Source organism: Pseudomonas kulmbachensis, from assembly GCF_963681935.1.
Classification (GTDB): Bacteria; Pseudomonadota; Gammaproteobacteria; order Pseudomonadales; family Pseudomonadaceae; genus Aquipseudomonas; species Aquipseudomonas kulmbachensis.
This window is the reverse complement of the sequence record NZ_OY817088.1, coordinates 2,427,420-2,447,284: the sequence shown is the minus strand read 5'-3', so window position 1 is coordinate 2,447,284 and position 19,865 is coordinate 2,427,420. Positions and strand designations below refer to the sequence as shown.

Annotated in this window: 16 protein-coding genes; 8 read left to right on the top strand and 8 right to left on the bottom strand. The window is 61.0% G+C overall.

Annotation, left to right across the window (positions count from 1 at the left end):
- The 6 genes from U5A05_RS11200 to U5A05_RS11175 all read right to left on the bottom strand — a co-directional run bounded on the left by U5A05_RS11200 (window position 1) and on the right by U5A05_RS11175 (window position 8,791).
- The gene (locus U5A05_RS11200) at window positions 1–762 is read right to left on the bottom strand and encodes an SDR family oxidoreductase (protein WP_321836400.1); all 762 of its coding nucleotides are present in this window, start codon (window positions 760–762) and stop codon (window positions 1–3) included.
- Complete coding sequence (locus U5A05_RS11195) at window positions 759–2,510, bottom strand: FAD-binding protein (RefSeq protein WP_321836398.1); 1,752 nt, start codon at window positions 2,508–2,510, stop codon at window positions 759–761. The genes U5A05_RS11200 and U5A05_RS11195 overlap by 4 nt, the downstream gene beginning before the upstream one ends.
- Window positions 2,507–4,252, bottom strand: a complete 1,746-nt coding sequence (locus tag U5A05_RS11190; RefSeq protein ID WP_321836397.1) for an FAD-binding protein — start codon at window positions 4,250–4,252, stop codon at window positions 2,507–2,509. The genes U5A05_RS11195 and U5A05_RS11190 overlap by 4 nt, the downstream gene beginning before the upstream one ends.
- A gap of 47 nt (window positions 4,253–4,299) precedes the next feature.
- A complete protein-coding gene (locus tag U5A05_RS11185) occupies window positions 4,300–5,487 on the bottom strand; it encodes an acyl-CoA dehydrogenase family protein (protein WP_261742127.1) in 1,188 nt (395 codons plus the stop codon).
- A gap of 173 nt (window positions 5,488–5,660) precedes the next feature.
- Window positions 5,661–7,244 (bottom strand): amidase, encoded by a 1,584-nt coding sequence (locus tag U5A05_RS11180; RefSeq protein WP_261742126.1) that lies wholly within the window; start codon window positions 7,242–7,244, stop codon window positions 5,661–5,663.
- A 110-nt stretch (window positions 7,245–7,354) separates the two neighbouring features.
- Window positions 7,355–8,791 carry a coniferyl aldehyde dehydrogenase gene (locus tag U5A05_RS11175; protein ID WP_321836396.1) on the bottom strand — a complete coding sequence of 479 codons (1,437 nt, stop codon included), beginning with the start codon at window positions 8,789–8,791 and terminating at the stop codon, window positions 7,355–7,357.
- A 173-nt stretch (window positions 8,792–8,964) separates the two neighbouring features.
- Here U5A05_RS11175 and U5A05_RS11170 point away from each other — a divergent pair, with 173 nt between their 5' ends.
- From U5A05_RS11170 to U5A05_RS11145, 6 genes are all read left to right on the top strand, one after another.
- Entirely contained in the window at window positions 8,965–9,945 is a 981-nt protein-coding gene (locus U5A05_RS11170; protein ID WP_261742124.1) for a flavin reductase, read from the top strand.
- 30 nt (window positions 9,946–9,975) lie between these two features.
- On the top strand, window positions 9,976–10,749 hold the full coding sequence (locus U5A05_RS11165; protein WP_261742123.1) for a glucose 1-dehydrogenase: 774 nt from the start codon (window positions 9,976–9,978) through the stop codon (window positions 10,747–10,749).
- A 135-nt stretch (window positions 10,750–10,884) separates the two neighbouring features.
- Window positions 10,885–11,676, top strand: a complete 792-nt coding sequence (locus U5A05_RS11160) for a fumarylacetoacetate hydrolase family protein (protein WP_321836395.1) — start codon at window positions 10,885–10,887, stop codon at window positions 11,674–11,676.
- Between the two features lie 21 nt (window positions 11,677–11,697).
- A complete protein-coding gene (locus U5A05_RS11155) occupies window positions 11,698–12,627 on the top strand; it encodes an acetaldehyde dehydrogenase (acetylating) (protein ID WP_321836394.1) in 930 nt (309 codons plus the stop codon).
- 10 nt (window positions 12,628–12,637) lie between these two features.
- Window positions 12,638–13,660 (top strand): 4-hydroxy-2-oxovalerate aldolase, encoded by a 1,023-nt coding sequence (gene dmpG, locus U5A05_RS11150; RefSeq protein WP_321836393.1) that lies wholly within the window; start codon window positions 12,638–12,640, stop codon window positions 13,658–13,660.
- A 71-nt stretch (window positions 13,661–13,731) separates the two neighbouring features.
- Window positions 13,732–15,045 (top strand): spinster family MFS transporter, encoded by a 1,314-nt coding sequence (locus U5A05_RS11145; RefSeq protein ID WP_321836392.1) that lies wholly within the window; start codon window positions 13,732–13,734, stop codon window positions 15,043–15,045.
- Here U5A05_RS11145 and U5A05_RS11140 read toward each other — a convergent pair.
- Window positions 15,018–16,103, bottom strand: coding sequence for an NAD(P)H-dependent flavin oxidoreductase (locus U5A05_RS11140; RefSeq protein ID WP_321836391.1), 1,086 nt, complete (start codon window positions 16,101–16,103; stop codon window positions 15,018–15,020). The two genes, U5A05_RS11145 and U5A05_RS11140, sit on opposite strands and share 28 nt — an antisense overlap.
- Window positions 16,104–16,372: 269 nt before the next feature.
- Window positions 16,373–17,932 (bottom strand): L,D-transpeptidase family protein, encoded by a 1,560-nt coding sequence (locus U5A05_RS11135; RefSeq protein WP_321836390.1) that lies wholly within the window; start codon window positions 17,930–17,932, stop codon window positions 16,373–16,375.
- A gap of 144 nt (window positions 17,933–18,076) precedes the next feature.
- On the opposite strand from U5A05_RS11135, the gene U5A05_RS11130 reads away from it, so the two are divergent.
- On the top strand, window positions 18,077–18,796 hold the full coding sequence (locus U5A05_RS11130; protein ID WP_261742117.1) for a murein L,D-transpeptidase catalytic domain family protein: 720 nt from the start codon (window positions 18,077–18,079) through the stop codon (window positions 18,794–18,796).
- A 53-nt stretch (window positions 18,797–18,849) separates the two neighbouring features.
- Window positions 18,850–19,707 carry a GNAT family N-acetyltransferase gene (locus U5A05_RS11125; RefSeq protein WP_321836389.1) on the top strand — a complete coding sequence of 286 codons (858 nt, stop codon included), beginning with the start codon at window positions 18,850–18,852 and terminating at the stop codon, window positions 19,705–19,707.
- The last annotated feature ends 158 nt before the right edge of the window (window positions 19,708–19,865 follow it).

Here is a 19,865-nt window from a genome sequence, read left to right as displayed (position 1 = left end):
TCAGATACTCATCACAAACTGGCCGCTGTCGATCCGCAGCTCGATACCGCTGATGGCCCGCGACTCGTCACTGGCCAAAAACAGCACACTGGCGGCGACATCTTCGGGTAAACACATACGCCCCATGGGGTCGGCGTCGATGGTCAGGCTCCAGGGGTCCAGCCCGGCCGGCAAACTGGCGGTGGTCATGGGGGTGAGGATGCCGTCCGGGTGCAGGGAGTTGCAGCGGATGCGGTACTTGCGCCGACGGCACAGCACCGCCACCGTGCGCGACAACGCGGCAACCGCCCCTTTGGAGGCGCTGTACGCGACGTAGTCATCACGCCCGGCAATCCCGGCAATGGAGGACATGTTGATGATGGAGCCGCCCTTGCCCTCTTTCATCAGGCTGATGGCGGCCCGGCAGCCCAGAAATACGCTGTCCGAGTTGATTCGCTGCACCCGCTGCCAGTCAGCGTAATCGGTGTTTTCAATATCGCCCTTGAGCAGAATGCCGGCATTGTTGAACAGGATATCCAGGCGCCCATGACGCTGGCGGATAGTGTCCATCACCCGCGTCCAATCGGCTTCGCTGCTTGCATCGTGCTCAATGAACTGCGCCCCGGGGCCGATTTCTTCGGCCAGGGCCAACCCGGCAGCAACATCGATATCGCTGATCACCACGCTGGCACCTTCACGGGCCAGCAGCAGAACAGAGGCCTTGCCCACGCCACTGGCACCACCGGTGATCAATGCAATCTTGCCTTTGACTCGTGCGCTCATAAGGTCACCCCTGTAGCTTCTGTGGGAGCGAGCCTGCTCGCGAAGGCATCAACCTGATCTGACTGATGTACTGCATCGCGAGCAGGCTCGCTCCCACAAGAGGCTGACAAGCCAGCCCGGCGCCCCGAAAACACGCAGTCGGCCAGCGACAGTCCGCTGATATAGAGGTGTGACGCCACGCCAATAGCGGTGCGCCCGGCACTGAACAGGCCGGCAATCGGCAGGCCCTGTGTGTCGAGGACTGCGCCGTTGGATTCATCGACTTTAAGCCCGCCCAACGTCAGCGCCCCCAGGGGGAATATCGGGTTGCCGACGCTGATATCGCAGGCATAGAACGGCCCCTTGTCCAGTACCTGACGGCTGCCTTGGGACTTGCCAAAAGCGTCCGGCCCTTCGCCACGGGCAGCAGTGTTGTAGGCGCGTAACGCACAGCTCAACTCACCGGCCTGCATGCCACAGGCGTTTGCCAACTGGTCGGGGTTGTCGCCCTTGCGCACCTTGAACAACATCAGGGCCAGTGCAGGCAGGGTCTGGAACCACCAATAGCCGCCGAACAGCGCCTGGCGGATCGCCTGTTTGCGCAAACGCGCATCCAGCACCAGCCAGGCCTGCCCCCCCTGCTCTTCGCACAGCGGTTGGCCGAGGGTGGCGCCGTACACTTCTTCATTGCAAAAACGCTGGCCGTTGGTATTGACCACAATCCCCTTGGGCCAGCAGTGCGGCGGGTTGATAAAGCGCCAGGCTGAAACCCGTCCCAAGCGCTCGCTTTTGCCCCCCACTGACCGCCCCAACAGCAAGCCACTGCCATCGCAACCGGTAGCACCAACCTTGAAGTTGCGGCGAAAATCGGGCGCGTAGTCGCGGATCAGCTCGCGATTGAAGATAAAACCGCCGGTGCTGAGAATGACTCCGCGTCGGGCCCGAATCAGTACCGGTTGACCGTGATCGCGCTCCAGCTGGCTGAGTTTTTGCCGCAGGCGGTCAGAGTACCCGGGGGCGAAGTTTTGCAGGCGCTCGGCCCGCGCCGCCAAGCGTGCGTGTAGCCGGGCCGCGCGGCTGCCCTCAGGCAGGCTCCAGAGCTCCGCGCCAATTACCCGGCCACTGCCATCCACCACTAACCGCCGCGCGGCGGATTGCAGCAAGGGTTGCACCCCTGCGCGCAGACACGCGTCTTTCAAGTGGCCGTAAAGCACAGCGCCACACTGGCCCTTGCCCACGGTGCGGTGCCCGCGTGGTGCCGGTGACTGAGTACCGGCATGGGATGGCACCAGCTCATTGCCGGAGTAATACAAAAAATAGCCATCGGACGGGTAAGAGGTTTTCCCCCCTGGCGGCACGCTGTGGGCGTAACTCGCACCATGACCTTCAAGCCAGTTCAGGTTACTGACACTGTCATCGCAAAATTTTTGCAGGGTTGCATCACTGACTACGCCCTGAGTTTCATGCTTGAGGTAATCAAACATTGCCTGGGTACTGTCGCTAAAACCGGCAGCCTGTTGGTGCCGGGTTCCGCCGCCTGCATACACCACGCCACCGCTTTTAGCGCTGGCGCCGCCGCCGGTAAAACGGTCGGCAACGATCACATGGGCACCAGTACTGCAGGCTTCCAGCGCGGCACAGGCACCCGCCGCACCCCAGCCGATCACCAATACATCGCAGGTGTCGTGCCAGTCGCGGCCGCTCAGTCGGTCGGCTTGCAATGGCGCCAGGATCTTGCTGTTGCTGCTGGTGTTTCTGCTCCGGCTCATAACAGCACCCGTGCCTTGTTGCTCGCTGTTGCCGATACGCCGCTGGCGATATGGTTAGCGGCGATATAGCCGAAGGTCATGGCCGGGCCCAGGGTGCCACCGGCGCCGGGATAGCTGATGCCCATCACCGAAGCCGAACAGTTGCCGATGGCATACAGACCGGGGATCGGCTCACCGTCTTCACGTACCACCTGAGCGTGTTGGTTGGTCAGCAATCCGCCTTTGGTGCCGATATCCCCGGCATCCAGACGCATAGCGTAATACGGGCCTTTGCGCAGCGGCGCCAGGCACGGGTTGGGTTTGATATTGCTGTCGCCGTAATAACGGTCAAATACGTTACCACCACGGTCGAAGTCCAGATCGACACCGGTTTGCGCGTAGCGGTTGACCTTTTCCACTGTGCTGCTTAATCCTTGGGTATCAACTCCGATTTGCCGGGCCAGCGCTTCCAGGCTGTCGGCCTTCCAGTACACGGTGTTGAGCCATTCCTTGCGCAGTCGACTGTCAGGCACCACCTGGGCGGGCATCAGCGGGCCCATGGCGTAGGTGAAACGGAAATGACCGTCAAAAATCACCCACGACGGCACCGAGCGGCCGCCCGTCTTGTGGTTGTCGGTGTACATGGCGTCGACGAACTCCAAATACGGCGCTGCCTCGTTGACAAAGCGCTGCCCTAGCCCGTTGACCACAATCGCCCCAGGGAACGCCCGCTCGGCAAATACGCCACGGGGTTTTTCTTCGCCGGGTACGGCAATGGTCGGTGCCCACCAGGCCCAATCCATCAGTGCCGTGGCGGCGCCAATATTGAGCCCGGCTTCAAGCGCAGCCCCGGTGTTGTTGCCCGGCGGCGTGGCGCTCCAGCTGGCACGGGTGGGTTGCGGCAGGTACTTCTCGCGCAAGGTCTGGTTTTGCTCAAAACCGCCCGAACCAAAAATCACCCCACGACGGGCCTTGAGTTCGAGGATTTTGCCGCCGGTTGCAACTTTGATCCCGCACACCCGATCACCGTCGAGCAGCACATCCTCAAAGTTGGTGTTGAGCCAAAGCGGTACGTTGCGGTCCATCAGGGAGCGGCGCAACGAGGCCACCAGCGAACTGCCCAGGGCAGCGCGACGATCGTATTTGCTTTTGCGGCGCCATTTGAAATCAAGCTTGTAGCGTGCCATCAGCTTGAAAATCAGCCATTGCCAGCCAAAGCTGCGGGCCATGGCCTTGTGTGCGTCGCGCGCGGTCCAGGCGATGCGCCCCATCAACAGGGTCGAGGGCGAAGGCTTGCGCAGGTTGGGCAGTTCTTCGGCAAGCAGGCTGGTGTCGAACAACTCGGGGTCCAGGGTACGACCGCCCGGCAATGCGCCGGGCAGTTGCGGATAGTAATCGGGGTATTTGTCGGCCACTGCATAGCGCACGCGACTGTTGTCGGTGAGCTTTTTGATCATCGGTGCGGCGTGGTCCAGATACGCCTGCAGGCGGACCGGGTCGCCGTGTTCACCGGTGGCGGCCTTGAGGTATTGCATCGACAGTTCAGGGCTGTCCTGGCCGCCTATCGCGGCAAAATAATGGTTGTTCGGGATCCAGATACCGCCGCCTGAAATCGCCGAGGTGCCGCCGTATTTATCGCTTTTTTCGACAATCAGAACCGACAGGCCCTGATCAGCCGCAAACAGGGCCGAGGTCATGGCGCCGGCACCGGAGCCGACAACAATTACGTCATAGCTGGACTGAGACTGATCGTGAGCCGTCATTATTGTTATGCCTTGCGCTGAGGTCTGAGGTTTAGTGCAGGATCAAGTCAAACAAACGGGTCTGCATTGGGCAGGCCCAGTTGCACAAGGCCATAACTACGACGGTAAGCCGCCTCGTTATTGGCGATATGCCCGCGTGCCTGGTGCAGGTCGCGGAAGAAACGCGCCACCGGGTTGGTGTTGTACAAGCCCGAAGCCGCCATGCAACGCAGCAAGTCGCTGACTCGGTCGGCACACACATTGGTCACATGGGACGACTGGTAGCGATACAGCAGGCGGGTCTCAACATCCGGGTATTCTCCGGCGCCAGCCAGCGCCAGCAGGTGTCCGTAGTTGCGCATCAGCACCAGTTTGAGCGAGTCGACAGTAATGATGGCTTCGGCCACAACGGCCTGGGCAGCCGGGTCTTCGGCGGTTTTGGCACCGTGCTTGCCGATGTGTTTTGCCGCGTTGTCACGGAACTCGTTGATTGCCCCTTGCAGCGCGCCCAGGGCCGAAGTCGATACGGCGCGGGCAAAGACCTGGGCAAACGGGATGGAGTACATCGGGTTGGTATTGACCAGGCGCCCCGGTGTGGCTTCGATGCTGTAGTTGTTGGTGCGCTGTACCCGATGGGCCGGGACAAACGCATCTTCCACGACGATGTCGTGACTGCCGCTGCCGCGCAGGCCCACTACGTCCCAGTTCTGCTCAATGCGATAGTCGCTGGCCGGGATCAGGAAAGTGCCATGCTCGGTGGGGCCGGTTTCGTCTTGCGGCACGATGCCGCCGAGCAGGCACCACTGCGCATGCTGGCTGCCGCTGGAGAAACCCCAGCGCCCGCTGACCTGATAACCGCCCTTGACCGGCGTGACCTTGGCCACCGGCATATAGGTCGAAGCCACCAGTACTGAGCTGTCTTCGCCCCAGACATCGCGCTGGGCCTCGACCGGGTAACGCGCCAGTTGCCACGGATGCACGCCCACGACCCCAAAAACCCAGGCGGTGGACATGCAGCCTTCGGCCAGGGTCATCTGAATTTCAAAGAAGGTGCGCAGGTCGACTTCATGCCCGCCCCACATCTTCGGTTGCAGGGCACGAAATAAACCGGCTTCTTGCATATCGCGCACGGTTTCATCGGGCAGTTTGCAGTCCTTGTCCGCCTGGGCTGAACGGCTTTTGAGCGCAGGAATCAGATTGCGTGCGCGTTGCAGCAGCTCAAGCTCAATCGGACTTTTCTCTCGTAGCTGATCCATCCGTGTGTTCTCCGTCAGTCTCTCGCTGCGCGAATGCGCGGGCGGTGTATGACGGATAATCCCGCCAGGCGGGATGTGGATCATCGTCAAAGTGGACTAGTCGGGATATCGCGGGGAGGCTGGCCATCACCCGAGCCCTCTCCCAAAGAGAGAGGGCTCGGGTGAGGATGCCTTTAAAGTACTGGCAACTTCGCGAAAGGACGATCCTGCTCGATCTGTGCCCCCAGGCGCAGCAACACGTCTTCCCCACCCAACGGCCCGGTGAACATCATGCCGATGGGCAGGCCGTTGTCGCTCATGCCGACCGGCAAGGACAGCGCCGGTTGCCCGCTGACGTTGGCCAGCACGGTAAAAGACGCGCTGCCCATGGCGTTGTGGGCATAGCTCTCCCAGGGCTGATTGAGGCTCAACAGGCCCAGATCCGGAGTGACGTTGGCTGTCACCGGCGACAGGATCACGTCGTACTTCTGAAACTGATCTTCCATGTAGCCGCCGATGCTTTCGAACGATTGACGCGCCCGGTACAAGCCCTCCCCGGTGACCTTTTGCGCATTGCCCAACACTACCTGAGTGATGCGCTCGTAGTCGTCGGCTGTGGCGCTGCGGCCCAGCACTTGTTCGCGGTCGTGAACCATCGTCAGTAACGCATCGCCAATTACCGAACCGTGGGCACCGAACAACTGTCGCGGGTCGATGTTGAGTCGCAGTTCTTCCACTTCATGCCCCTGCGCTGCCAGGCGTTTGGCGGTATCGTCGAGCACCCTGACTACGGCGGGGTCCAGCGGTGCGCCGGTCAACGAGTCGCGCACTACGCCGATACGCAAACGACCGGGCGCAGTGCGCAGCTCTTCGACATAGGGCCTGACCAGTGGCTTGGCCCAATACGGGCTGCCAGCCTCATGCCCCTGTCCGACATCCAGAAACAACGCCATATCGCGCACATTACGCGACACCACGTTAGCCACGCTGGCACCAAACCAGCCTTCATATTTACCCGGCCCGCTGGGGGTGCGGTAGCGCGTCGGCTTAAGCCCGACCAGGCCGCAATAGGACGCCGGTATACGGATCGAGCCGCCACCGTCAGTGGCATGGGCCACCGGCACAATACCTGCGGCAACGGCCGAAGCCGCACCACCGGACGAGCCACCTGCGCTCTTAGCCAGGTTCCACGGGTTGCGGGTTTGCCCCCACAGCAGTGACTCAGTGGTGGTGGTCAGGCCGAATTCCGGGCAAGTGGTTTTGCCAAACGGCACGGCACCGGCCGCCTGATAGCGCGCAATCAGGGTGCTGGTGTGAGGTGCTGGCGGCGCATCCTTGTACAGGCGGCAACCGTTGGTGGTACGGGTGCCTTCAAGGTAGGTATTGAGGTCCTTGATCAGGATCGGCACCCCGGCCAGCGCGCCAGTGCTCGATGCGCCACTGGCGCGCCGGGCCTTGAGCAGCGCGTTGGCGTATTCGTCATGACGCATATTGACGGCGTTGACCTTGGGGTTGACCGCATCGCAACGGGCCATCGCCGCTGCAAGCAGGTTCTCCGGGCTCAGCTCGCCCTTTTGCACGGCGCGGGCCATATCCGTGGCATCCATCGCCCCATACTCGGTGGGCGAGATCCCGGTGCCGCTGGTGGCATTGGCAAAGCGCCCCAACAGACCGGCCCCCACAGCCAGGGCGCCTGCCTTGAGTACGTGACGACGCTGCCAGCCAGTAGGTTCTTCAGGTGTTTCAACAGGGTTTTGCAAGGTCAATCTCCAGAACATATCTTGTTTTTATTGAGGACTTACACACCGTGGGAGCGAGCCTGCTCGCGAAGGTTACGACGCAATAGAAGTCTTCGCGAGCAGGCTCGCTCCCACAGGGCAGCCGTTTTTCAGTCGGCCGTTACCATCGATTGCATGGTCGGCAAAAAATGCTCGCCATAGGGCGGCAGGAGGCCCCATTCGCGGCGCGGATCATGGGGTGGGGCTTTGTAAACACTGCGCATGTGGCTGAACTCAAGAAACCCTTCGCGGCCATGGTAGTGCCCCATGCCAGAGGCGCCTATCCCGCCAAACGGTGCATCGTGCAAAGCTGCGTGCATCATCACATCGTTGATGCTCACACCACCGGAAATGGTGTTTTGCAGCACATGACGCTGCTCCTCTTCACTTTGGCCAAAATAGTACAGCGCCAGCGGACGCTCCCTGGAGTGGATGTCGTCCAGCGCTGACTGAAGTTGCTCATAGGGCAGCACCACCAGCGCCGGGCCGAAAATTTCTTCGCGCATGACCTGGCTGTCGCAGGGCGGGTTGATCACCACTTGTAATGGCCGCCGACGTGAACCGGCATCGGCCTCAAGCGCCTGCGGATAGCTTTCGACCCGGGCACCACGCGCGCGGGCGTCTTGCACATAACCTTCTATACGCTGCAAATGCCTGGCGTTGACCACCGCCACCACATCCGGGTTGTCTTGCGTGGTGGGCAATAGCTCACTGTAGGCCGCACCCAGCAGGTCGATAAAATCTTCCATCTGCTCTCGCGGCACGTACACCAGGTCCGGGTTGATACAGATTTGCCCGCCGTTATTGGCCTTGGCCACCGCAATGCTGAAGGCTGCCTTGCTCATGTCAGCGCTGCGGGAAATGATCACCGGGGACTTTCCCTCAAGCTCAAGGGTCAACGGCACCAGATTCTCTGCGGCATTGCGCATCACCGAGCGTGCTACCGCGGTACTGCCAGTGAACACCAGATGATCAAAAGGCTGCGCAGTAAACACCTGCGCCAGTTCGGCATCACCGGTCACCAGAGCAATTTCCAGCGGGTCGAACCACTCGGCAAAAGCCTGGGCCAACACCTGAGCGGTACGTGGCACCACTTCCGAGGGTTTGAGAATGGCCCGGTTGCCCGCCGCCAATACGCACGCCAGAGGGCTGAGCAAGGTAAACAGCGGTGCATTCCAGGTGCCAAGAATGCCGATGGTGCCTTTGGGTTGATGCATCACCCAGGCTTTGGCGCCCATTTGGTCATAGGGTGAAAACACTTGGCGTGGCTCGTCTTCAACCCAGTGCTCAAGATGATCGCGCGCATATTTGAGCGATGCCAGCGAGCCCAGTACATCATTCATCAACGAAAAACCCTGGGGTCGGCCGCCAAAATCTGCATCCATAGCCTCGATCAGCGGCTGCTGGTAGCTCACCAGCAGTTCTATCACGCGCTGGATCCGCGCCCGGCGCAGCTCTGCGCTGACGGGCCCGGCCGCGACAAAGGCCTGTTTCTGCGCCGCCAACAGGCTGGGCAGCTGTTCTGGAGCAGTGCTGCTGAACGTCATGGATGAGTCCTCTGATACACCGGTTCGATGAGCCGACGCTAGCGAACTGCGCCCCGGAATGCCTCGTCCAATCGGACGATAATCGGCTGGATTCGTTAGTCCATTAAGACGATGTAGCACCCTGCGCCGAGGGGAATACTGCCAGCACGAAAATCCAATCCATGAGGTTCGTCATGGCAATGCAAAGCAGTTTCGATCCGCAGGCATTCCGTACCGCGCTGGGCACCTTCACCACCGGGGTGACGATCATCACCACCCAGGCTGAAGACGGCTCTCCCATCGGCATTACCGCCAACAGTTTCAATTCGGTGTCGCTCAACCCGCCGCTGGTGCTGTGGAGTCTGGCCAAGTCCGCTCGCAGCCTGCCGGTATTCAGTTCCGGCAAGCACTGGAACGTGCATGTGCTGTCGACCGAGCAGGAGCCTCTGTCTGGGCGCTTTGCGATGCAGGGCGAGAACAAGTTCGCCGAGATTGAACTCGACAACGGGATCAGCGAAGCGCCGCTGTTACAGGACTGTACCGCCCGCTTCCAGTGCCGCACCGCCTTTCAATATGAAGGCGGCGACCATGTGATTTTTGTTGGCGAAGTGCTCGCCTTCGATCACAGCGACCGTGCCCCGCTGGCCTTTCAGAGCGGCCAATACGCTCTGGCGACCCGCAAACCACGCAGCGAGTTGCGCTTGGCAACCACCCCGCCACCGCCGGAGTGCAGCTACACCGAGGACTTGCTCGGGTATTTGTTGGGCCGCGCTCATTACCAGTTGCTCGATGCCCTGCATCGCCTGCTGAGCAACCAGAAACTGGACGAGCATGCATTTTTTATCCTCTCGGTGCTGTGCATCCGCGACAACCTGACCCTCAACGAAATCAACACCTTCGTCAGCTACACCGGGCATGTGGTCAGCGTGGCGAGCATGCGTTTTCTCGAGAAGCAGAACCTGGTCGCCCTCGAAGGCAGCCAGCAAGATCCGTGCTATGTACTGACCGCCACCGGCCGCGAAGCTTCGCTGCAACAATTGGCGCTGGCCAAGGCGGTGGAAGAGAACGTGTCGGCCAAACTCGGCCCCGGGGATGCCCAGGCCCTCAAGGTGCTGCTCAAGCGCTTGATTGCCGCCAGTGATCCCGGTTTGCCTGATCTGTGGGCGCCCCGCTAAGTCTTTAGCCAAAAAGGAACAGGACCCTTTATGAACATTATTCAGCGCTTCAACCTGACCGGTAGCGTGGCCGTGATCACCGGCGGCGGACGCGGCATTGGCCGTGGAATCGCCTTGGCCTACGCCGAAGCAGGCGCCGATGTGGTACTGGCAGCCCGCACCCTGAGCGACGTTGAAGGCGTGGCCGAAGAAGTACGTGCCCTTGGCCGCCGGGCCCTGGCCCTGACCTGCGATGTGAATGACAGCGAGCAGCGCAGCGCGCTGGTTACCCAAGCCCGTGAGCAGATGGGGCGCATCACCCATCTGGTGAATAACGCTGGCGGCGCCGGCCCTAATGATCCGCTGACACTGAGTGTTGAACGCTTTGAAGAAATCATGCGCTTCAACGTGTCTTCGGCCTATCACCTGAGCCAGTTGTGTGTGCCGCACATGCGCGAGGCAGGTAACGGCAACATTATCAATATCACCTCGGGTGCGGCGCGTTATGCGCAAACCCAATTCAGCGCCTACGGCACCGCCAAGGCTGCGCTGAGCCATATGACCCGCTTGCTGGCCCAGGATTTCGCACCACTGGTACGGGTCAATGCGATTGCCCCTGGCCCGGTCCTGACCGACGCCCTGAACCGCGTCCTGCCGGTGGCCATGCGCGAAGGCATGATCAAGGCCACCCCGCTGCAAAGTCTGGGTGAAGTTGAAGATATCGCCGCCGCTGCGCTGTACCTGGCCACCCCGGCTTCGCGCTGGGTCACCGGCAAGATCCTGGAAGTGGACGGCGGCGCTGAATCGAGCGTTTGGCCGGGCTAATCCAGCACACATAACAACTGTGGGAGCGGGCTTGCTCGCGATCGCATCAATGCGGTTTATCAGATAGACCGCGTCGCCTGCATCGCGAGCAAGCCCGCTCCCACAAAGGGATTGGGTTTTAGAGAGAGCGTATTAATGGACACACAGTTGATTGAAGCCCTGGGCGATGAGTTGTTTCACGCCTTGCGCGAGCGCCGCAGCCTTGCGCCCCTGACCCAGCGCTACCCGGACTTGACCCTGGAAACCGCCTACCGGATTTCACTGCGCTTTTTGCAGCGCCGCCAAGCCCTGGGCGAACAGGTAATCGGCAAAAAGATCGGCGTCACCAGCCGTGCCGTGCAAGAGATGCTCGATGTGCATCAACCCGACTTCGGCTTTTTGACCGATCGCATGCAAGTGGCTGACAACAGCGATGTGAGCTTTGCCGCCAACCATCTGGTTCAACCACGAGCCGAAGGCGAAATCGCTTTTATTCTTGGCGAAGATTTGCACGGTCCCGGCATTACTGCCGAGGACGTGATGGCCGCCAGTCAATGGGTGGTGCCGTGTTTCGAGATTGTCGACTCGCGCATCGCCGACTGGAAAATCCGCATCCAGGACACTGTGGCCGACAACGCTTCGTGTGGCGTGTTTGCCCTCGGCGAGCAGCGCATCAACCCCCGTGAGCTGGACCTGGCCAAGGTCGAACTGCACCTGCTGAAAAACGGCCTGCCCGCCGGTAACGGTTTTGGCTCTGCAGTCCAGGGCCACCCCTGCGAGGCCGTAGCCTGGCTGGCCAACACCCTGGGCAAGTTCGACATCCCGTTTCGCAAGGGTGAAATCATCCTTTCCGGTGCTCTGGCGCCGCTGGTGCCGGTGCAACCCGGCGATGAGGTCAGCCTGACCCTCAGCGGCCTGGGCTCGGCCCGACTGCGCTTTGTGTCCTAAACCCCGTTCGAGACCTTTCCCATGACCAAAAAGATCAAATGCGCCCTGATCGGGCCGGGCAATATCGGCACCGACCTGCTCTACAAGTTGCTGCGCAGCGACGTGCTGGAGCCGGTATGGATGGTAGGCATCGATGCCACATCCGAAGGCCTGAGCCGTGCCCGCGAAATGGGCTTGAAAACCACCAGTGACGGGGTCGACGGTCTGCTGCCGCACGTGCTGGCGGACAATATCCAGATCGCCTTCGATGCTACATCGGCTTATGTCCATGCCGAGAACAGCCGCAAACTCAACGAGCTGGGCGTGCTGATGATCGACCTCACCCCCGCCGCCATTGGCCCGTACTGCGTGCCACCGGTCAATCTCAAGGCCAACCTCAAGCGCGGCGCGATGAACGTCAATATGGTCACCTGCGGCGGCCAGGCGACCATTCCGCTGGTAGCTGCAGTAAGCAGCGTACAACCCGTGGCTTACGCCGAGATCGTGGCCACAGCAGCGTCCAAGTCAGTCGGCCCGGGCACACGTAAAAATATCGACGAATTTACCCGCACCACCGCCAGCGCCATCGAGCAGGTAGGCGGCGCGAAGAAAGGCAAGGCGATCATTATCGTCAACCCGGCCGAGCCACCGCTGATCATGCGCGACACCGTGCATTGCCTGACTGAAACCGAGCCGGATCAGGCCGCGATCAGCCTGGCCATTGCCAACATGATCGAGCAAGTACAGCAGTACGTTCCAGGCTACAAGCTGGTGAACGGGCCGGTGTTTGACGGCAATCGAGTGTCGATCTTTATGGAGGTCGAAGGCCTGGGCGACTACCTGCCCAGGTACGCCGGCAACCTCGACATCATGACCGCCGCCGCTGCGCGCACTGCCGAGATGTTCGCCGAGGAAATCCTCAAGGGCGAGCTGCAACTCAAGGCATCCACCCCTCAACCTGCCCTCGCTTAAGGAGCCGACCATGGATCTTCGCGGCAAAAAAATCACCGTGCATGACATGTGCCTGCGCGACGGCATGCACCCCAAGCGTCACCAGATCAGCCTGCAACAGATGAAAGACATCGCCTGTGGCCTGGACGCTGCTGGTGTGCCATTGATTGAAGTCACCCACGGCGATGGCCTGGGCGGCAGCTCGGTGAACTACGGCTTCCCGGCGCATACCGATGAGCAGTATCTGTCGGCGGTAATCCCGATGATGAAGCAGGCCAAGGTCTCGGCCCTGCTGTTGCCCGGGATCGGCACCGTGGATCACCTGCAAATGGCTTATGAGCTGGGGGTCAACACGATCCGAGTCGCCACCCATTGCACCGAGGCCGATGTTTCGGAGCAGCACATTTCCTATGCACGCAAGCTGGGTATGGACACCGTGGGCTTTCTGATGATGGCCCATATGAACAGCCCTGAAGGGCTGGTCACGCAGGGCAAGCTGATGGAGAGCTTCGGCGCCAACTGCGTTTACCTCACCGACTCGGCCGGTTACATGCTGCCCCACGACATCAAGGCCCGCGTAGCAGCCTTGCGTGAAGCGCTGCACCCGGACACCGAAATCGGCTTTCATGGCCATCACAACCTGTCGATGGGCGTGTCCAACTCCATCGCCGCCATCGAAGCCGGGGCGACGCGGATTGACGCCGCTGCTGCCGGGCTGGGCGCCGGTGCGGGCAACACACCGATGGAAATTCTGGTGGCGGTGTGTGACCGCATGGGCATTGAAACCGGAGTCAGTGTGTTCGGCATTCAAGATGTCGCCGAAGACCTGGTGGTGCCGATCATGGACTTCCCGATCCGCAGCGATCGCGATGCCCTGACCATGGGTTACGCCGGGGTATATGGCTCGTTCCTGCTGTTCGCCAAACGCGCCGAGAAAAAATACGGTGTACCGGCCCGCGAAATCCTGGTGGAGATGGGTCGTCGCGGCATGGTTGGCGGTCAGGAAGACATGATCGAAGACACCGCGATGACCCTGGCCCGTCAGCGGGCCTGAGGCTTTGCTCCTTGCCAAAGGCGCTGACCGGGTCAGCGCCTTTGGTGTTTTTATCTGACAGGAAATCAACCATGCCCAATGCTCAGGTCGGCTGGCGCAGCCATGCTTTGCTGTTGTTGCTGGCGGCCATGTTTGCCGACAACTTTGTCGGTCGCCAGATTTTGGCGGTGATGATTGAGCCGATCAAAGCAGAATTCGGGGTCAGCGACACAGCGATGGGGCTGATTTCCGGTCTGGCCTTTGCTGGGGTCTACGCCCTGCTCGCCTTGCCCGCTGGGCGCCTGGCCGATCGTATGTCGCGCACCCGTTTGCTGGCGATGGCCTGCCTGTTATGGGCCGTCGCAACCATGGTTTGCGGTCTGGCGGTGAGCTTCTGGATGCTGGCCTTGGCACGTATGGCGGTTGCGGTCAGCGAGTCGCCGACCACCTCGGCGTCAATGTCGATCATTGCCGATTTATACCCACCGCATCGGCGCTCGTTTGCCATCAGTTGCTTCACTGCGGCACCGACCTTCTCCGCGGTTATCGGCCTCAGCCTAGGCGCGTGGGTCGTCGAGCACTATGGCTGGCGCACGGCATTTATCGTGATCGGCATGCCCGCATTGTTGTTTTCCACGCTGCTGGCCTTTGTCGTAAAAGACCCGACCCGGGGCCGCTGGGATCTGGCCAGCGCCCATGCTGCCCACCCGCTGCAAAGCATGGGCAGCGAGGCGCGCAAACTCTGGGCCCTGCCCGCCTACCGCTGCCTGGTCATGGCGGGTGGCCTGACTACGCTGGGCTCCTATGCTATCGGCATGTGGAACACCAGCTTCCTGGTGCGCTCCCACGGTTTGTCGCTACAACATGCGGGGCTGCTGGCCGGTTTTATCTGTGGCGGGTTTGCCGGGATCGGCGCGTTGTTCAGCGGCTGGTTAAGCGACCACCTGACCCCGCGCAATCCGCACTGGCAAGTCGGGATCCCGGTGATTGGCCATGTAGCGGCACTCAGTGCGCTGTTCGCCTACCTGCTGTGGCCCAACACGGTGTGGACGCAATTGGGCAGCGTGCCCATCCCCAGCTCAATGCTGTGGTGTGCGTTCTACAGTTTTTTTGCGGTGTGGTGGGTGGCGCCGTCTTACAACCTGGTCACGCAACTGGTCCCGGCCAACCGCCGAGGTACGGCGATGGCCTTGCAGACCATTATCTCGACACTCCTGGGGGTCGGGGTCGGGCCATTGCTGGCCGGTCTGTTCAGTGATGCCCTGCAACCAGCCTTCGGCGTTGAGTCGCTGCGCTATGCGTTACTGCTGGTAAGCCTGCCGGTGGCGGGTGCGATCGTGCTGCTGATCCGCACCTCCAGCCATGCCGCGCAAACCCACTATTTGCCTGCAGAACGTGCCGCGTAGTCATCGACAAATTTGCGGGTCAACTCATAAGACGACAGCTCGGCCGTGCGACCGGGACTCAGGGCAAAACCCTGGCCTGCCCACAGATTGATAAAGTCCCCAGAGCCTGCGGGCTCTGACTTGGCCTTGAGTGGCAGCAACACACCCCCGGCCAGTGGAAAGGCTGGCGCCTGGGGATTGATCGGGCCCAGTTCGCGCATCACTCGATTGACGATGCCGCGAGCGGGTCGGCCGGTAAACAGGTTGGTCAGCGCCGTGTCGCTGGAACCCGCTTGGCGCAATGCGCGGTGATGAGGTATGGCCAGCTTGGCCTGCGGGCAAAACAGATACGCGGTGCCGATTTGCACAGCACTGGCACCCAGCGCAAACGCAGCGGCAATACCGCGCGCATCGGCAATACCGCCAGCGGCAATCACCGGCACGGATACCGCATCGACAATTTGCGGGACCAGGGCAAAGGTGCCGATTTGCCGGGTCAGCTCATTGCTCAAGAACATCGCCCGGTGCCCTCCAGCCTCGTAGCCTGTGGCAATGATCGCATCGCAACCGTGGCGTTCAAGCCACTGCGCCTCCTCCACCGTGGTGGCGGAACTGAGGATTTTCGCCCCACAGGCCTTGACCCGAGCCACCAGTTGCGGCGCCGGCAGGCCGAAGTGAAAGCTCACCACAGCCGGGCGCAGCTCCTCGACCAGCGCACACGTAGCCTCGTCAAAAGGCGCCCGGCTCGACACTGGTGTCGGTGCGTCGTAGTCGACGCCAAGCTCGGTGTAATAGGGCTTGAACAGCGACTTCCACTGCAACACTGCCGCTTCATCGTACTCAGGGGATTGATGGCAGAAAAAATTCAGATTGAATGGCTGCTCGCTGGCAGCCCGAAAAGCCGCCACCTCGGCGCGAATCGACTCCAGATTCAACGTGGCGCACGCCAGAGAACCCAAACCACCGGCCCTGGCAACGCCAATCATGATCTCGGCGCCAGCACCCAGCATTGGTGCCTGGATGATGGGATGGGCGATACCCAGCAAATCGATAACACGAGTATCGGGCCAGCGGCTCATGGGGGGCTCTCACGGTCAATGATCGGGAGCTGGATACTAGGTGCGGATTTACGGTTGAGGCAAGCTACATAGTGTTCTCCAGCGACTATGGCGCAAATCCTTGTAGCCGCGGCCAAAGGAACGAGGCTGCGTGCGGCGGCGCAACCGTCGTAGAACCTGGCGCCGAGCATTGCCTGACACACCGCATAAATTGATTTCTCGACGGCTGCGCCGTCGCACGCAGCCTCGCGCTGCTCGACAGCGGCTACAAGGGTTGCATGTGCCCAAAACTATTTTTTACCCGCCAGCGCCGCGATCAACACCGGATCGTGACCATAGATATCCGGCGCATAGGTCACCTTGCCCTCCTTGTCCGCCTGGGCCGTCCAGTAAGTCATCAGGATCGGCATGGGGTTGGACAGCCTGAATTCGTGGGTCAAGCCGGTGGCCAACAGCTCTTCGGTGCGCGCTTTCTCGGCCGGGGTCACCAGCAAGTCACGCAGCTGGAATACCGATTCGACCCGCACACAACCCGAACTGAAGGCCCGTGGGCCCTTGCTGAATAACGCCTGGCTGGGCGTGTCGTGCAGGTACACCGAGAACGGGTTGGGGAAGCGGATGGCGATTCGTCCCAGCGGGTTTCTCGGCCCGGCACCCTGGCGCAGCAGGATATTGCCCGGGCGGTCCCAGTCAACATCCTGAGCCGCCAACGGCTGGCCGTTGCTGTCCACTATCTGCAAATCCTGGCGACTGAGGAAAGAAGGATCACGGCGGATCTGCGGCAGTTTGTCTTCGCGAAAAATGGTCGGCGGTATGGTCCAGGTGGGGTTGAGGGTCAGGCGGTTGACCCGGGATTTAAGCAGCGGGGTCTGGCGTTCGGCACGTCCAACCTGGGTACGGGTCTGCCACACGGGCACACCGCCCTGGTAAACGGTCAACTGCGCGGCGGGTACGTTGACCAGCAGGCTGGTAGGCTCGAAGTCTTGCGCCATCCAGCGAAAGCGCTCCAAATTGATACGCAACTGTTCACGCCGCTCTGCTGCCGTGACGTTCAGCTCCTTGAGCGTCCCCGCCCCGATCACCCCATCCGGCTGCAACGAGTGATCAAGCTGAAAGCTCTTCACCGCTGCCACCAGTTCATTGTTGTAGGTGTTATCGATAATCGGCGGCTGATGACTCAGGTAACCTTCGCTGACCAGCCGTTTGGCCAACTCGGACACCCGCGAATCCTGCATCCCTGGACGCAGTAACGGACCACTGGCCAGAGGTTGCCATTGCTCCAGCGGCTGCTGACGCTGGCGGGCATAAACCCGGCGCAGGTTTTGATACATCTCGCTTTGTGGGCGGGCCCGTTCGAAGGCCCCGGGAATGTCCTGCAGGCCTGGACCGGCAAGGGCCAGGATCGCCGCCTGGCGATCTTGCGGCACTTCGCTGGCATGCCAAACCGGCTCAAATCGTGCTTGCGGCAGGCGACCATAGTGCAAATCCTGCAATGCTTGCAGGTACTGCTGGCTGATCTGGATGTCGGCACACAGATCCCGGGTTGCAGGCAATTTGTAGTGATTGGGGTCCAGACCGTCATCCGCCAGTTGTGCCAATGCCCCTTGCAAGGCGCTCAGGCGTCCGGCGTCGGTCCATACCGGCTGGTCGTTTTGACCCTGATAAAAAGCCCGCAACAGACTCTGGGTAGACTCATTGACTGGCGGGGCCAGGCTCGGACAAGTCTGGGGCAGTTGGCTGAGCGCCTGTTGCACCGGGTTGGCGGCATCCGATTGTAGGGGATCGGCTACAGCGACCAGTGGCGCAGTCAGTAAGGCAATGCTCAAGTAAAATGCGCGTTTTTTGAACAACTGCTTTACTCCAATCAATGGCCGTCACCTGAAAGGTCAACTGGTTGAGCAGTCACGGCAAACCCACAGGCTAGCATCTAAAACAGGACCGCCAAGTTATCGGCGCAGGATTGCTGGTCTGACTACATCGAGAAAACGCTCCTTATGCTCATCTTTTTACGTCGCTTCTGTTTGGCAGCCATTGCATTGAGTGCAACCTGTAGCACTGCATACGCGGCCAACCCGGTATTACTCAACAAACTCAGCCATGCTGCTCCCGAACTCAACCCACAGGCGCTGAAAAGCGCTCTAAGCGCCATGCAATGCGCGGTCAACAATGGTGCCAAACAAGCACGGCATCTGGCGGTGATCGATTACTCGCAACCTTCAACCGCGCGCCGTCTCTGGATCTTTGACCTGAACCGCAAGACGTTGGTTCTACGCGACCTGGTGGCCCACGGGAAAAAATCCGGCGAGAACTTCGCCACCAGCTTCTCCAACGCAGAAGGCAGCAACCAGTCCAGCCTGGGGCTGTTCAGTACCCGGGAAAGCTATATAGGTAGCCACGGCTATTCGTTGCGCATGGATGGTCTGGAGCCGGGCATCAACGATCAGGCCCGTGAACGTGCGATCGTGATCCACCCCGCCGATTACGTGAACCCGCTGTGGAGCAAGAGCCAGGGCCGCATCGGTCGTAGCCTTGGCTGCCCGGCGGTACGCCCGCAAGTGGCACGTCAAGTGGTCGATAAACTCAAGGACGGCCAGTTCATGTTCGCCTGGTACCCCGACAAGCGCTGGCTGCAATCCTCGGCTTACCTCAACTGCCAGCCACGGCAGGTGGCGAGTATTGTCTCGGCCCGGCATGAAACCATGCCTGGGGGTTGAAAACGCAGGCGCAATACCGGTAGATAGTGCGCACATGTTCAAGGAGATTCACCATGTCCGCTCTGCATCAGACTGCCTGTGTTTATCGCCCCATGACCCGGGCGGATTTGCCCGCGGCCCATGCGCTGTCTTCACAGTTGAACTGGCCCCACAACCCGGAAGACTGGGCCCTGTTGCATCGGACGTTTAAAGGGTTTGTGGCTTGCGCGGATGGGCGTTTGATCGGCACGGCATTCGCTTGCCCCCAAGGCGCGTATGCAACCATTGGCCTGGTGGTGGTCAATCCCGATTATCAGGGCCAGGGTATTGGCCGCCAATTGATGGAGCAGGTGCTCGACGCTTGCCTGCCAGGTGTTGCAATCCTCAACGCCTCGGTTGCCGGAGCGCCGCTCTATCTCAGCCAAGGCTTTGTCGAGTTCGGCACCATTGAGCAGCGCCAAGGCCTGGCGCAAGCGGTGGCACTCGAGCCCCTGGCCGAAGATGAGCAGTGCCGCGCCCTCTGCGCAACAGATCAAGCCCGGCAACTTGCCTTGGCCAATGCAGGCAGTGGACTTGATCGTCACGCCATCTTCGCGCAGTTGCAGGATACGCTCGAACATTCGATCGGCATCGAGCGCGACGGTCAGTTGCAGGCTTTTGCCCTGCTGCGGCGTGCCGGACGCGGTCACTGTATTGGCCCGGTGGTTGCTGAAAACCTCGAACAGGCCAAACACCTGATCGCCAACCTGCTCGCCCGGATTGCCAACCGCTTTGTACGCATCGACGTCCCGGCGGGCAGCGGCCTGAGTGAGTGGCTGACCCTGGCAGGCCTTGAGCCGGTAGACAGGGTGACGCAAATGGCCCTGGGCACGCCCCCGCAACCCGCCGACGGCATGCGCCAGTTCGCCCTCGTTTCGCAGGCCATTGGCTGATACACCGGGTTGCTCGCGATCACATCACCTGCGTTGCAAGCAACCACCCTTCAAGGTCCAGCAAGTCTACTGCCGCAACTTCTTATCGGTTTACGACCCTTTGCCACTGAAAGCGACACCTCGCCCGGCCAGTTATTGACTGATCGGGCTCAGCGCTA

Bases quoted from the DNA above. Each gene is read 5' to 3' on its own strand.
- U5A05_RS11200 (WP_321836400.1), bottom strand. From the start codon at position 762: ATGAGCGCACGAGTCAAAGGCAAGATTGCATTGATCACCGGTGGTGCC.
- U5A05_RS11195 (WP_321836398.1), bottom strand. From the start codon at position 2,510: ATGAGCCGGAGCAGAAACACCAGCAGCAACAGCAAGATCCTGGCGCCA.
- U5A05_RS11190 (WP_321836397.1), bottom strand. From the start codon at position 4,252: ATGACGGCTCACGATCAGTCTCAGTCCAGCTATGACGTAATTGTTGTC.
- U5A05_RS11185 (WP_261742127.1), bottom strand. From the start codon at position 5,487: ATGGATCAGCTACGAGAGAAAAGTCCGATTGAGCTTGAGCTGCTGCAA.
- U5A05_RS11180 (WP_261742126.1), bottom strand. From the start codon at position 7,244: ATGTTCTGGAGATTGACCTTGCAAAACCCTGTTGAAACACCTGAAGAA.
- U5A05_RS11175 (WP_321836396.1), bottom strand. From the start codon at position 8,791: ATGACGTTCAGCAGCACTGCTCCAGAACAGCTGCCCAGCCTGTTGGCG.
- U5A05_RS11170 (WP_261742124.1), top strand. From the start codon at position 8,965: ATGGCAATGCAAAGCAGTTTCGATCCGCAGGCATTCCGTACCGCGCTG.
- U5A05_RS11165 (WP_261742123.1), top strand. From the start codon at position 9,976: ATGAACATTATTCAGCGCTTCAACCTGACCGGTAGCGTGGCCGTGATC.
- U5A05_RS11160 (WP_321836395.1), top strand. From the start codon at position 10,885: ATGGACACACAGTTGATTGAAGCCCTGGGCGATGAGTTGTTTCACGCC.
- U5A05_RS11155 (WP_321836394.1), top strand. From the start codon at position 11,698: ATGACCAAAAAGATCAAATGCGCCCTGATCGGGCCGGGCAATATCGGC.
- dmpG (WP_321836393.1), top strand. From the start codon at position 12,638: ATGGATCTTCGCGGCAAAAAAATCACCGTGCATGACATGTGCCTGCGC.
- U5A05_RS11145 (WP_321836392.1), top strand. From the start codon at position 13,732: ATGCCCAATGCTCAGGTCGGCTGGCGCAGCCATGCTTTGCTGTTGTTG.
- U5A05_RS11140 (WP_321836391.1), bottom strand. From the start codon at position 16,103: ATGAGCCGCTGGCCCGATACTCGTGTTATCGATTTGCTGGGTATCGCC.
- U5A05_RS11130 (WP_261742117.1), top strand. From the start codon at position 18,077: ATGCTCATCTTTTTACGTCGCTTCTGTTTGGCAGCCATTGCATTGAGT.
- U5A05_RS11125 (WP_321836389.1), top strand. From the start codon at position 18,850: ATGTCCGCTCTGCATCAGACTGCCTGTGTTTATCGCCCCATGACCCGG.